Source organism: Kitasatospora albolonga, from assembly GCA_002082585.1.
Lineage (GTDB): Bacteria > Actinomycetota > Actinomycetes > Streptomycetales > Streptomycetaceae > Streptomyces > Streptomyces stephensoniae.
On record CP020563.1, the window covers coordinates 1,785,704 to 1,798,498 of the forward strand.

General features: G+C 72.0%; 14 protein-coding genes and 1 pseudogene. 8 read left to right on the forward strand and 7 right to left on the reverse strand.

Translation table 11 applies throughout. From position 1 onward, the window contains the following. Positions 1-14 precede the first annotated feature (14 nt). From B7C62_07715 to B7C62_07730, 4 genes are all read left to right on the forward strand, one after another. A complete protein-coding gene (locus B7C62_07715) occupies positions 15-896 on the forward strand; it encodes a lipoate-protein ligase B (GenBank protein ARF72172.1) in 882 nt (293 codons plus the stop codon). Positions 897-1,097: 201 nt separating this feature from the next. Continuing rightward, on the forward strand, positions 1,098-2,075 hold the full coding sequence (locus B7C62_07720) for a lipoyl synthase (protein ARF72173.1): 978 nt from the start codon (positions 1,098-1,100) through the stop codon (positions 2,073-2,075). A gap of 347 nt (positions 2,076-2,422) precedes the next feature. Continuing rightward, positions 2,423-2,623 (forward strand): hypothetical protein, encoded by a 201-nt coding sequence (locus tag B7C62_07725; protein ID ARF72174.1) that lies wholly within the window; start codon positions 2,423-2,425, stop codon positions 2,621-2,623. Positions 2,624-2,653: 30 nt separating this feature from the next. After that, the gene (locus B7C62_07730; protein ARF72175.1) at positions 2,654-3,361 is read left to right on the forward strand and encodes a hypothetical protein; all 708 of its coding nucleotides are present in this window, start codon (positions 2,654-2,656) and stop codon (positions 3,359-3,361) included. Positions 3,362-3,498: 137 nt separating this feature from the next. Here the strand turns inward: B7C62_07730 and B7C62_07735 are convergent, their stop codons facing one another. Continuing rightward, the gene (locus tag B7C62_07735; protein ID ARF72176.1) at positions 3,499-3,906 is read right to left on the reverse strand and encodes an RDD family protein; all 408 of its coding nucleotides are present in this window, start codon (positions 3,904-3,906) and stop codon (positions 3,499-3,501) included. A gap of 295 nt (positions 3,907-4,201) precedes the next feature. Here B7C62_07735 and B7C62_07740 point away from each other — a divergent pair, with 295 nt between their 5' ends. After that, the gene (locus B7C62_07740; protein ID ARF72177.1) at positions 4,202-5,611 is read left to right on the forward strand and encodes a type I glutamate--ammonia ligase; all 1,410 of its coding nucleotides are present in this window, start codon (positions 4,202-4,204) and stop codon (positions 5,609-5,611) included. Between the two features lie 88 nt (positions 5,612-5,699). On the opposite strand, the gene B7C62_07745 is transcribed toward B7C62_07740, so the two are convergent. The 3 genes from B7C62_07745 to B7C62_07755 all read right to left on the reverse strand — a co-directional run bounded on the left by B7C62_07745 (position 5,700) and on the right by B7C62_07755 (position 7,633). Further along, positions 5,700-6,311, reverse strand: coding sequence for a DNA-binding protein (locus B7C62_07745; protein ID ARF72178.1), 612 nt, complete (start codon positions 6,309-6,311; stop codon positions 5,700-5,702). A gap of 328 nt (positions 6,312-6,639) precedes the next feature. Continuing rightward, entirely contained in the window at positions 6,640-7,206 is a 567-nt protein-coding gene (locus tag B7C62_07750; protein ID ARF72179.1) for a GNAT family N-acetyltransferase, read from the reverse strand. A 67-nt stretch (positions 7,207-7,273) separates the two neighbouring features. Then, positions 7,274-7,633, reverse strand: coding sequence for a hypothetical protein (locus B7C62_07755; GenBank protein ARF72180.1), 360 nt, complete (start codon positions 7,631-7,633; stop codon positions 7,274-7,276). 94 nt (positions 7,634-7,727) lie between these two features. Here B7C62_07755 and B7C62_07760 point away from each other — a divergent pair, with 94 nt between their 5' ends. Continuing rightward, positions 7,728-8,222, forward strand: coding sequence for a MarR family transcriptional regulator (locus B7C62_07760; protein ARF72181.1), 495 nt, complete (start codon positions 7,728-7,730; stop codon positions 8,220-8,222). Between the two features lie 165 nt (positions 8,223-8,387). Here B7C62_07760 and B7C62_07765 read toward each other — a convergent pair whose 3' ends face one another. Further along, positions 8,388-8,693, reverse strand: a complete 306-nt coding sequence (locus B7C62_07765; GenBank protein ID ARF72182.1) for a hypothetical protein — start codon at positions 8,691-8,693, stop codon at positions 8,388-8,390. A 120-nt stretch (positions 8,694-8,813) separates the two neighbouring features. On the opposite strand from B7C62_07765, the gene B7C62_07770 reads away from it, so the two are divergent. Further along, complete coding sequence (locus tag B7C62_07770) at positions 8,814-9,179, forward strand: arsenate reductase (protein ARF72183.1); 366 nt, start codon at positions 8,814-8,816, stop codon at positions 9,177-9,179. A gap of 114 nt (positions 9,180-9,293) precedes the next feature. Here the strand turns inward: B7C62_07770 and B7C62_07775 are convergent, their stop codons facing one another. Next, the gene (locus B7C62_07775; protein ARF72184.1) at positions 9,294-9,818 is read right to left on the reverse strand and encodes a 4-carboxymuconolactone decarboxylase; all 525 of its coding nucleotides are present in this window, start codon (positions 9,816-9,818) and stop codon (positions 9,294-9,296) included. Positions 9,819-9,865: 47 nt separating this feature from the next. On the opposite strand from B7C62_07775, the pseudogene B7C62_07780 reads away from it, so the two are divergent. Continuing rightward, a pseudogene (locus B7C62_07780) lies at positions 9,866-11,158 on the forward strand (GntR family transcriptional regulator). Between the two features lie 520 nt (positions 11,159-11,678). Here the strand turns inward: B7C62_07780 and B7C62_07785 are convergent. Beyond that, positions 11,679-12,605 (reverse strand): oxidoreductase, encoded by a 927-nt coding sequence (locus B7C62_07785; GenBank protein ARF72185.1) that lies wholly within the window; start codon positions 12,603-12,605, stop codon positions 11,679-11,681. Positions 12,606-12,795: the final 190 nt, after the last annotated feature.

The window sequence follows — 12,795 nt, forward strand, 5'->3', positions numbered from 1 at the left end:
GGGAGGCATCTGTCGTGAGCGAGCTGCGGTTCGTCCGTCTCGGCTTCGGCGACGAGGCGGTCGAGTACCAGGAGGCATGGCAGAAGCAGCGCGAGGTGCACGCGGCCCGGTTCGAGGACCTGGTGCCGGACACCTGCCTGCTCCTGGAACACCCGCCCGTCTACACGGCGGGCCGCCGTACCGCCGACAGCGAACGCCCGCTGGACGGCACTCCGGTCATCGATGTGGACCGGGGCGGGAAGATCACCTGGCACGGCCCGGGGCAGCTCGTCGGCTACCCCATCCAGAAGCTGCCGCGCCCGGTCGACGTGGTCGCCCATGTGCGCCGCCTGGAGGACGCGCTGATCCGTACGGCCGCCGACTTCGGGGTGGAGACCTCGCGGGTCGAGGGCCGCAGCGGGGTCTGGGTGCTCGGCGACCCGGTCGAGCAGCGCCAGGCGCTCGGCGGGCTCTCGCTGGACTTCGACCCCAGGCTCCAGGACGAGGAGTTCGACCCGCGGCTGAACGGCCCCGAGTACGCCCCGTCCAACGCGGGCCAGCGCCGCGAGGACCGCAAGCTGGCCGCGATCGGCATCCGGGTCGCCAAGGGCGTGACGATGCACGGCTTCGCGCTGAACGTGAACCCGGACAACACCTGGTTCGACCGGATCGTGCCGTGCGGCATCCGGGACGCGGGGGTCACGTCCCTCTCGAACGAGCTGGGCCGGGACATCACCATCGAGGAGGTGCTGCCGGTCGCCGAGAAGCACCTGCGGGACATCCTGGAGAACGCGGAGCTCGCGCCCCGCGTGATCGAACGGCCGGCCGGGCAGTCGGCCGAGCGAGCGACCGAGGAGCCGGTCGAGCAGCCCGCCGGGCAGCCGGTCGGGCAGCCGAAGGCCGCGGCCCCGGCGTGAGGGCCCCGGCTGTACCGGTCAGTAGCCCAGCCTGGGAATAGGCCCCGTCAGCCACAGGTTGGCCAGACGTAAGGCCGTTCGATGTGGGGGCGTACCCTGGGGTTGGCCGAAGAATCCAAAGCGAATCCCTCGCGCATCGCTCGCGCATCCCACGCGAACCCGACGCGAATCCAACGCAGCAGAGAGCAAAGGGGAGCCGGAGTGTCCGCTGTCGCACCCGACGGGCGCAAGATGCTGCGCCTGGAGGTCCGAAACAGCCAGACCCCCATCGAGCGCAAGCCCGAGTGGATCAAAACGCGGGCGAAGATGGGCCCCGAGTACAAGCAGCTGCAGACGCTCGTGAAGGGCGAGGGACTGCACACGGTCTGCCAGGAGGCGGGCTGCCCCAACATCTTCGAGTGCTGGGAGGACCGCGAGGCCACCTTCCTCATCGGCGGCGACCAGTGCACGCGGCGCTGCGACTTCTGCCAGATCGACACAGGCAAGCCGCAGGCGCTGGACCGTGACGAGCCCCGCCGGGTCGGCGAGTCCGTCGTCACGATGGACCTGAACTACGCCACCATCACCGGCGTCGCCCGTGACGACCTGGAGGACGGCGGTGCCTGGCTGTACGCGGAGACCGTGCGCCAGATCCACACGCTGACCGCCGAGCGGGAGGCGGGCGCGACCAAGGTCGAGCTGCTGATCCCCGACTTCAACGCGGACCCCGAGCAGCTCGCCGAGGTCTTCTCCTCGCGCCCCGAGGTGCTCGCGCACAACGTGGAGACGGTGCCGCGGATCTTCAAGCGCATCCGCCCCGGTTTCCGCTACGAGCGGTCCCTGGAGGTCATCACGCGGGCCCGCGAGGCCGGTCTGATCACCAAGTCGAACCTGATCCTCGGCATGGGCGAGACCCGCGAGGAAGTCAGCGAGGCGCTCCAGGACCTGTACGACGCGGGTTGCGAGCTCATCACGATTACGCAGTACCTGCGCCCCTCCGTACGGCACCACCCGGTCGAGCGCTGGGTGAAGCCGATGGAGTTCGTCGAGCTGAAGGACGAGGCCGACGCGATCGGCTACTCCGGCGTGATGTCGGGGCCGCTGGTGCGGTCCTCGTACCGCGCGGGCCGGCTCTTCCAGCAGGCGATGGAGGCGCGCGGCGCGGTCGCCGGAAGCGTGCCGGCCGCCCAGGCGGTGTGAGCCCGCAGCCCGGTCGCCGGGCCCCGCAGCCAGGCCGCTGCGCCCGGTCGCTGGGCCCCACCGCACGGCTCCGCTGTGTGAGTCCGCTCACCTGGCGGTACCCATCAGTAACCGCATGACCGAGGCGGCTCGTACGCTCACCGCAGGTGAGGGACGCGTACGGGCCGCTTCGGCGTGCGAGGGGCCGGAATGAAGGGTTCATTGGTGTTTGACCGGCCGGTCACGCACTGGTAACACCGAACAGTGACCCTAGGTACACGCGCGGCGGCAGCTTCCGCGGCCGCCGCCGTCACCGCTTCCCGTACTCAGTCCGCGCCCCGGGCGCATCCACTCCGAGGGGGAACACCATGCAGGCCGCACCGGTCCGCGCCCACGCCCTTCCGTCCGTCACCACCGCCCTGCGCGCCGTCGAGTCGCTGCTGCTGAGCAGCGGCCAGCGCACCGCCCGCCGCAACGCCTGGACGGCCGTCCTGGAGGACCGCCGCCGCGCCAAGGACCGGGTGGAGACCCAGTACGCGCTGGATGCGGTGGCCGACCACCGTTCCTAGGTCGCTTCCTCGCCACGTAAACTTCTGTACATGGCGAGGAAGGCAAAAACCGAAGGCGCGAACAGCGCCGAGAACGCAGGGCGGCTCAAGCAGATCGCCCTGACCTACAAGATGACCAGGCGGTCCGACAGCAAGATCGGACTCATCGTCGCGGGCGTGGGAATCGCCACGTTCGGTGTCCTCCTCGGCATCGGCTTCGTGATCGGCCACCCGATCTACCTGGGCATCCTGGGCTTCGTCCTGGCCGTCCTCGCGATGGCGATCGTCTTCGGACGACGGGCCGAGCGAGCGGCCTTCGGTCAGATGGAGGGCCAGCCCGGCGCGGCTGCCGCCGTCCTGGACCGGATCGGACGCGGCTGGACCACGACCCCCGCGGTGGCGATGAACCGCAGCCAGGACGTCGTGCACCGGTCCGTCGGCAAGGCCGGCATCGTCCTGGTCGCCGAGGGCAACCCGAACCGGGTGAAGGGCCTGCTGGCGGCCGAGAAGAAGAAGATGGCCCGCATCGTGGTGGACGTCCCGGTCCACGACATCATCGTCGGCAACGGCGAGGGCCAGGTGCCCCTGAAGAAGGTCCGCACCAAGATGCTGAAGCTGCCCCGCGTCCTGACCGGCCCGCAGGTGACCAGCACCAACGACCGGCTGCGCGCGATGGGCGACCTCATGAGCAACATGCCGCTGCCGAAGGGTCCGATGCCCAAGGGCATGCGGATGCCGCGCGGCGGAAAGATGCGCTGACCCGGCAGACGCATGACGCGCCCCGCAGGCGCACCAGGCGTGCACGGCGTATCGAGACGTACGTACGCGGGCGGCCCCGGACCGATGAACGGTCCGGGGCCGCCGTGTTCCACGCCGCGGCGTGGGGGCCCCTCTGTCTAGATCCGGACCTGTACGGCGCGGCCGAGCCGGTCGTGGAGGCCGCGCCCGTCGCGGTCCCAGACGAGGGCCGGGATGACGAGGAGGAGCAGGACGGTCCGGACGAGGACGCGTACGAAGCCGAGGCGGCCTCCGTCCTCGGAGACCACGCGCAGCCCCAGGAGGCGCTTGCCGGGGGTGCAGCCGATGGTGCCGACGGTGAGGGCGCTCATGAGGAAGAAGATGCCGAGCGCCCAGTTCCCCGCCGCCTGCTGGTCACCGCGGGCGAGCAGCCCGTATGCGATCACCATGCAGAGCGACCAGTCGATGAAGATCGCCCCGAACCGGCGGCCGAGCGGCGCGATGGCCCCCGGCCCCTCCTCGGGCAGCCCGAGCCTCTCGCCGCGGTAGCCGAAGTCGGCGCCCATCTGCTCGGCCGCCGCGCGGGGTCCCGAGAGCCACGATCCGATTGCTTGCCTGTTGTCCACCCGTCCACGGTACTGCGCCCACGTTTGCCTCCGGCCGGGCGGGGCACGGAAACAGCCGCGCGGAGACAGCCGCTGAGATGCCGCCCACCCCCGCCCCGGTTAACTTGGGCGAAACAAATGGGTCATGCTTGAGAAATCACGCCTGCCTATGGTCGGGTCCAGCGTGCGCCACCGCACTGGCCGCACCACGAGCTGCAACCCCGTCCCTCCTCGGGCCGGGAGTAGGAGGAGTTGGATGTTCCAGAACGCCGACGAAGTGCAGGCTTACGTCCGTGACAAGGACGTCAAGTTCATCGATGTCCGGTTCTGCGACCTGCCCGGGGTGATGCAGCACTTCACGATCCCGGCAGCGAGCTTCGACCCGGCCGAGGAACTGGCCTTCGACGGTTCGTCGATCCGCGGCTTCCAGGCCATCCACGAGTCCGACATGGCGCTGCGCGCCGACCTGTCGACGGCTCGGGTGGACCCGTTCCGCCGCGACAAGACGCTCAACATCAACTTCTTCATCCACGACCCGATCACGGGCGAGCAGTACAGCCGTGACCCGCGCAACATCGCCAAGAAGGCCGAGGCGTACCTCGCCTCGACCGGCATCGCGGACACCGCGTACTTCGGCCCGGAGGCCGAGTTCTACGTCTTCGACAACGTCCGCTTCCAGACGTCGGCGAACGAGAGCTTCTACCACATCGACTCCGAGGCCGGCGCCTGGAACACGGGTGCGCTGGAGAACAACCGGGGCTACAAGGTCCGCTACAAGGGCGGCTACTTCCCGGTCCCGCCGGTCGACCACTTCGCCGACCTGCGGGCCGAGATCTCCCTGGAGCTGGACAAGAACGGCCTCCAGGTCGAGCGCCAGCACCACGAGGTCGGCACCGCCGGGCAGGCGGAGATCAACTACAAGTTCAACACGCTGCTCGCCGCGGCCGACGACCTGATGCTCTTCAAGTACATCGTGAAGAACGTCGCCTGGCGCAACGGCAAGACCGCGACCTTCATGCCGAAGCCGATCTTCGGTGACAACGGCTCGGGCATGCACGTCCACCAGTCGCTGTGGCAGGGCGGCCAGCCCCTCTTCTACGACGAGCAGGGTTACGCCGGTCTGTCGGACACCGCGCGCTACTACATCGGCGGCATCCTCAAGCACGCCCCGTCGCTGCTGGCCTTCACCAACCCGACGGTGAACTCCTACCACCGCCTGGTGCCCGGCTTCGAGGCCCCGGTCAACATGGTGTACTCGCAGCGGAACCGTTCCGCCGCGATGCGCATCCCGATCACCGGCTCGAACCCGAAGGCCAAGCGCGTCGAGTTCCGCGCCCCGGACCCGTCCTCCAACCCGTACCTCGCCTTCTCGGCGCTGCTGATGGCGGGCCTGGACGGCGTGAAGAACAAGATCGAGCCCGCCGAGCCGATCGACAAGGACCTCTACGAGCTGGCTCCCGAGGAGCACGCCAACGTCCAGCAGGTCCCGACGTCCCTCCCGGCCGTGCTCGAGGCCCTGGAGGCGGACAACGAGTACCTCCAGGCGGGCGGCGTCTTCACGTCGGACCTGATCGAGACGTGGATCGACTACAAGCGCACGCACGAGATCGCCCCGATCCAGCTGCGCCCGCACCCGCACGAGTTCGAGCTGTACTTCGACATCTAAACCACGGCGTCGACACCGAGGGCCCCACCTCCTCCCGGAGGTGGGGCCCTCGGCCGTTCCGTGCCCGTTCCGTGCCCGAACCGTGCCGTCAGCCGTGCCGGTCCCCGCTCCAGAAGGACCGGGCCTTGCGCAGGAGTTCCTCGGCCCCGTCGCCGTACAGAGCCGCGTCGCTCAGGCGGCTGAACGCCTTGCGGTAGAGGTCGAGTTCGGCGGGGTCGGTGACGGTCACGCCCGAGGAGACCAGTTCGACGTGGACCTCGTCCCCGTGCAGGCTGAAGGCATGGACGGGGAGCATGTCCACGGGCGCTGAGGCGGGGATGATGCCGAGGGTGAGGGAGGGCAGGGCGAGGTCGCGGAGGATGCGGTCGATCTGCTCCCGCATGACCTCGGGTCCGCCGATGTTCGTGTAGAGGGCCTGCTCGCCGAGGACGACGTCGTAGCGGTGCTCGCCGTCGTACAGGACCTGCTGCCGCCGTATCCGCTTGGCCACGCCTGCGGGCACGTCGTCCGGAATCCCGAGGAAGTCGACGACCTGCCCCAGGATCACGGTGGCGTACGCCTCCGTCTGGAGGGTGCCCCAGATCATGGTCGGAATGTACGCCCGGCCCTCGGGCGTCCGCCGGTACCAGCGGATCACTTCGTCCTGGACCGCTTCGGTGCCTTCGGACAAGCTCTCCTGCCACGGGACTGAGCTGGTCACTGGGTCTCCCTTGTCCCGAATCGACCGGACAGCCGCACCTGGGTGTACGGCCGGGTCCGGCTACCGCTTCTTGGTCTTCCTCTTCTGCGGGGGCGTCCACGCGCCCCGGTGCAGCTGGCACCGGGAGTATCCGATCATCGCCGGATTCCGGCACGGCTTGCCGGTCTTCGTCCGCCGAGATCCGCACATGACTTGCTTGCCCACGAAGCCTCCCGAGCCGTCGTCCGGTGCGCTCAAGGCATCGTCGCGGGCGTACCCGGCCCGTGTCCGCCGGACCGGGCGTTCCGGCTGATTCCAGGCGGCCGGGCGGCCGGAAGCCGACTCGTCCTCAGCGCAGCGAAGGCCGCGTCCGGCCCGCCCAGTACTCGTCCGCCGTGATGCCCAGCAGGACCACGTCGTGGTAGGTGCCCGCGAAGAACTCGTGCTGGCGCAGGCGGCCCTCCTCCACGAAGCCGAGGCTGCGGTAGAGGGCGAGGGAGGCGTCGTTGAAGGCGTAGACCTCCACCTCGCACTTGTGGCTGCGCTGTTCGGCGAACATGTAGGTGAGGACCAGTTCGGTGGCCTCGGCCGCGTAGCCCTGGCGGCGGTGTTCGCGGGTGACCTCGATGCCCGTACGGAAGCGGCCCGCGCGGGCGTCCGTCTCGCCGACCGATACCGCGCCGACGAAGGCGTGCTCGAAGCGGGTCTCGATGACCAGTTGGTACGCGGAGGGGTTCGGCGTGCGGGCCGCGCGCTCGGCGGCCCAGGCGCGGAAGCTCTCGTCCGAGCGCGGGGGCTCGACCACGTCGGCGTTGCGGGCGTCCACGGTGTGCAGGGCCAGGGCGCGGAAGCCCTCCCAGTCCGCCGGTTCGATGCCCCGCAGGCGTACCTTCTCCCCGGTCCACAGGTCGCTCATCGTGCTCCCCCAGCCCCGGGGCGACGGACGGCGCCGGGGCCGTCCTTCAGCATGATCGCCTCGGTCGTCATCCGGTCACAGTAGAGGCAACCGGTACGGCGTTCGATGCCTTTTCGGGGGCGCGTCCGCTCCGGCCCGCCAGGCGGCAGCCCAGGCAGTCCGGGTGGCCCCGGCGGGCGGCGCGGTCGCGGACCCGCCAGGGCCATTCGCTCTCGGGGCGGGGGCCGCTCGGCTTGCCCCAGCCCGCCAGGTGGAGCAGCCAGGTCAGCAGCGCGGCGCCGACGGTGATGCCGATGCCCGCCAGGGCCGTGGGGGCGGAGACCGCCACCACCGCGATGCCCGTGACCGTGCAGCCCAGCACCGCCGTTGCCGTGCCCGCCCAGCCTGCGACGGTGTGGCCCAAGTCGACATGGCCGTGTGCACTCATGACTCTCCCTGGGGGCCGGTGCCCGGACAGTAGGCTGAACGGGACGAGCTTTATCTCACGAACTAAGTTACTTAGATGCTAAGGGATTCTCTGCGTGGACGGCAAGCCGCGGGCGAAAGCCACCCCGGAACAGGCGCACGCCCAGATGGACCGGCTGATGGCGCTGGGCATCGTCGCCCAGCACGACATCGCGGGACGGCTCGGGCTCAACATCACCGACCTGACCTGTCTGGGCTTCGTCCTGGAGGCCCAGGGCACCGGGACGGCCGCCACGGCGGGTGAGCTGGCCCAGCGCGCCAACCTCACCACCGGGGCCATCACCGGCGTCATCACCCGGCTCGAACGGGCCGGGTACGCCCGTCGGCAGAGCGACCCCGCCGACCGCAGGCGGGTCAGGGTCGTCGCCGACGAGACCGCCGCCGCCCGGCTCTTCGAGGTCTACGGGCCCAACTACCAGCGGTTCGCCGCTCTGTTCGCCGATTACTCCCCCGACGAGATCGCCGTGCTCTCCGACTGGTTCGGCCGCGCCACCGAGATCATGCGCACCTCACTGGACGAGGTGCGGGGCGGGGGTACGGAGGGGCGGTAGCCGACTCCTCCTTCATCCGTCTGTCAGGAGGCAGCGCGGGGCCTGCCGTGGACGGGGGCGTTCGCCGTCGCCACGTGCAGTGGGTTCCGGGTCCGGAACATGCCGGTGCCCCGGCGAGACGGTTCGCGGTCCGGCCGGGGCACAGCACGGGAAGTGGGTCGGGGGTCAGCGGCCGTAGCGGATCAGGGCGCGGACCATGCGGCAGGTCGTGTCGGACGGCGGGTGCATGCCCAGGCGCTCGGCGGTGGTCCGTATCCGGTGGTTCCCCGCGCTGGCGGGCTGGTAGACCCCGCTGTCGAGCAGGGCGATCGCCAGGCGCATGGCCTTGAGGCGGCGGTTGTGCGAGACGTACCACTCGCGGGGCCGGCCCGCGGGCAGTCGCTTCTTCGCCGGAGGGGCGGGAAGCGGTGGGTGGAAGGGCATCGGGAGCTGTCGGTCGAGCGGCTCGGTCGTGGCTGCGGCAACGGCCATTCGGCATCCTCCTGGCAGGGTGGTGGAACCCTCACGAACTCCCTCCATTTTACTGCCCCCCACTGACAATCGCCCCTGGCCAGAGGGGTTTTCGGCGGTCCCTCGCGTAACCTTGGCCCCATGGAGATCTGGATCAATCCGGCCTGTTCCAAGTGCCGTGGCGCCGTCAGTCTGCTGGACGCCGAAGGGGCCGACTACACCGTCCGGCGCTATCTGGAGGACGTGCCCTCGCCCGAGGAGATCCGGGATGTCCTGGAGCGGCTCGGGCTCGAGCCGTGGGACATCGCCCGGACCCAGGAGGCCGTGGCCAAGGAGCTGGGCCTCAAGGAGTGGGCGCGGGACTCCGGTTCGCGGGAGCGGTGGATCGCCGCCCTGTCCGAGCACCCCAAGCTGATCCAGCGGCCGATCATCACCGCCGATGACGGTACGGCCGTGGTGGCACGGAGCGAGGAAGCCGTACGGGACGCGCTCGGGCGCGGGGCCTGACCCCGCGCGCGGGGCCTGACCCCGCGGCCGGAGCCTGATCCCGTGGCCAGTGTGCCGCGAACCCCGGCGCGCGGCCCCGGGGTTCGCGGGCCGGGGCGGAAGCGGCGTACGGGGTCAGTGTTCGTGCGGGCCCGCGCGTTTGGCCGTGGCGAGGGCGATGCGGTTCCAGGTGTTGGCAGTGAGGATCAGGGCCAGCAGCCGGGCCAGCTCCTGCTCCTCGAAGTGGGCCGCCGCCCGGCCGTGCACCGCGTCCGGGACCCCGGCCTCCGCGATCAGCGTGACCGCGTCGGTCAGGGCCAGGGCCGCCTGCTCCTTCTCCGTGAAGAAGTGGGGCGCCTCGTGCCACACCCCCACCGCGTGCAGCCGCTCCTCGCTCTCCCCCGCCCGGCGCGCGTCCGTCGTGTGCATGTGGAGGCAGTGCGCGCAGTGGTTCAGGTACGAGGACCGGATCTGGACCAGGTCGGCCAGCGCCGGGTCCAGCCCCTCGCGGGCCGCCGCGTCCAGGCCGATCACCGCCCGGAAGACCTCCGGGGCGGCCTTCGCGAAGTCGAGCCGAGCGGTACCGGAGCGCGCCTTGGGCCGGACGGTGGGGGCGGCGGCGGTCGCGCGGTCGTTCGACTTGCTCTCGGGCCTCGTCATGGGTACGAATCTAGGAGGACAGGCGACCGGTTACGGGGTGCACTCGCATGACGGATTCATGGGTCAATTCAGCGGAGATCCTGGGCAGCGATCTGCCGTTGGAGCTCTCCGGGACGGGCAACCGCAGGGCCGTCCTGATGACCGCCCTCCGCGAGGCCATCCGCAGCGGGCGGCTCACCCCCGGCACCCGGCTGCCGCCCTACCGCTCCCTCGCCGCCGACCTCGGACTGGCCCGCAACACCGTGGCCGACGCCTACGCGGAGCTGGTCGCGGAAGGGTGGCTCGCCGCCCGCCAGGGCTCGGGCACCCGGGTCGCCGAGCGGGCCGCGCCCATCACCCCCGCCCACCGCCCGCGCACCCCGCAACGCCCCTCCCGCCCGGTCCACGACCTGGTCCAGGGGCAGCCGGACCCCGCCGCCTTCCCCCGGTCCGCCTGGCTGGCCTCCGCGCGCCGGGCGCTCTCCGCCGCCCCCAACGACGCGTTCGGGCCCGGTGATCCGCACGGCCGGCCCGAACTGCGGCAGGCGCTCGCCGAGTATCTGGCCCGGGTGCGCGGGGTGCGGACCTCGCCCGAACGCATCGTGCTCTGCTCGGGGGCCGCGCACGGGCTGCGGCTGCTGGCGGACACGGTGGGCGGGCCCTGGGCGGCGGAGGCGTACGGGCTGCCGTTCCACCGCGGGCTGCTCTCCTCGCACGGCGTCGGCACCCGGCCGGTGGGCGTGGACGAGGACGGCGCCCGGGTCGACGAACTGACCCGCCGGGACCGGGCGGTGCTGCTCACGCCCGCCCACCAGTTCCCGACCGGCGGACCCCTGCACCCCGCGCGGCGGGCGGCGGTGGTCGACTGGGCGCGCTCCACGGGCGGGCTCGTCGTGGAGGACGACTACGACGGGGAGTTCCGCTACGACCGGCAGCCGGTGGGGGCCGTCCAGGGGCTCGATCCGGAGCATGTGGTGCTGCTGGGGTCCGTCAGCAAGAGCCTCTCCCCCACCCTGCGCATCGGCTGGATGGTGCTGCCCGAGCGGCTGGTGGCGCCGGTCGTCGCGGCGAAGGGCGAGCGCGAGCAGTTCTCCAGCGCCACCGAGCAGCTGACGCTGGCGGACTTCATCGGCTCGGGGGCGTACGACCGGCACGTACGCCGGATGCGGCAGCACCACCGGCGGCGCCGGGACCAGCTGGTGGCGGCCCTGGAGCAGCGCGCTCCGCACGTCCGGGTCACCGGGATCGCGGCGGGGCTGCACGCGGTGGTGGAGCTGCCGCCGGGCACGGAGCGTTCGGTGGTACGGGCGGCGGCCTGGCAGGGGCTGGCCGTGGAGGGGCTCGCCGACTACCTGCATCCGGGGCTGGGCGTGCTGGGGGCGGACGTACCGCCGTCGTACGGGGGCGGCTCCGGCGGGCAGGGGGATGTGTTCCCGTACGGGGACGGCTCCGGGGAGCGGCCGGACGCGCTCCCGTACGGGGATGGCTCCGGCGGGCAACCGGGCGTGGCTCCGTACGCGGGCGGCTCCGGCGGGCGGCCGGATGTGCTCCCGTACGGGGGCGGCTCCCGCGCTCGTACGCGTCAGGAACCGGCGGCGGGCGCGAGGGGGGAAGGCAGCCCCGATCCCGATCCCGCCGCCCGGGACGGGCTCGTCGTGGGGTACGCGACCCCCTCCGAACACGCCTACCCGGAGGCGCTGGAGGCCCTGTGCCGGGCGCTGCCGCCGGGGTGAACGGGGTTTGCTCGCGCGGGGGTTGCTCGCGTGGCCTCGACCGTGTGGGTGTGGCCCGCGTGGGTGTGGCCGTGGCCCGTGTGGGCGTGGCTTGTGCGGGGCCGCCGCCAGGTGGCGGGTGCCTCGCCGGTCACCCGCCCCGAGCCGATCAGCCCGCCTGGGCCTCCGCCTCCGCCAGCAGTTCCGTCAGGCGGAGGCCGAAGCGGGCGTCGCAGGGGTGCGGCACCCCCGTGCGTACCGACTCCGCCAGCGCGTCCACCGCTCCCCGGAACGCCGTCTCCGCGCCGTCCCAGCCCGGGATCGCGACCGTGCCGTGCTCGCCCCGCAGTTCGATGTCCAGGCCCGCCGCCGCCGGAGGGGCGGACAGGCCGAGGGTCACCGTGCTGGACGCGCCGGAGGTGTGGCGCAGGATCAGGTGGGTGGTGTCGGCGGGGCCGCGCGCGGCGGTCAGCTCCGTGACCTCGCCGAGCACCGGGATCAGCACCGAGAGCGCGTGCGGGCCGACATCCCAGAGGCCGCCCTTCTCGCGCCGCCACGGCGAGTCGGCGTACTCGCTGGCCGTACCCGCCGCGTAGAGCGAGCCCAGCCACTGCGCGCGGGCGGTGAACCAGCCGTCCACCGCCGCCTGTTCCGCGATCCACGCCACGGTCTCGGGCGCGAAGCGGAGCGTGCAGAAGACCACCGAGGCGACGCCCGCCCCCGCCGCCGCCTCCGCGACCGCCCGCGCCCCCTCGACCGTGGTGGCCACCGGCTTGTCCATCAGGAGGTGGCAGCCCGCCTCCGCCGCCCGGACCGCGAGCGGCGCCTGGATGTCCGGCGGCAGCGCGAAGGCCACCGCGTCGCTCGCCTCCAGCAGCGCGTCGATCCCCGCCTCCCCGGTGTACGCCCGGGTCCCGTGGGCGGCGGCGAGGGCGTCCGCCGCCTCGGTGCGGCGGCCCCACACCCCGGTCAGCTCGACACCGGGGTGGGCGGCGAGCGCGGGTGCCTGGGTGTTGCGCGCCCAGGGGCCGGTGCCGAGGAGGCCGATGCGCAGGGGGGCGGTGGGGGTGGTGGTGCGGGCGGCGGGTGTCGTCATGGGGGTCAGTGTGCCCGGTGGCGGTGGCAGCGGTGGTGGTGAGGGCGGTGCGCCCGGTGACCGGCGGTGCCGGTGGGGGCGGTGTGCCCGGTCAACGGCCGTGCCGGTGGAGGCGGTGTGCCCGGTGACCTGCCGTGCCGGTGAGGGCGATGCCGCCCGGTGACCGACCGTGCCGGTGAAGGCGATGCGC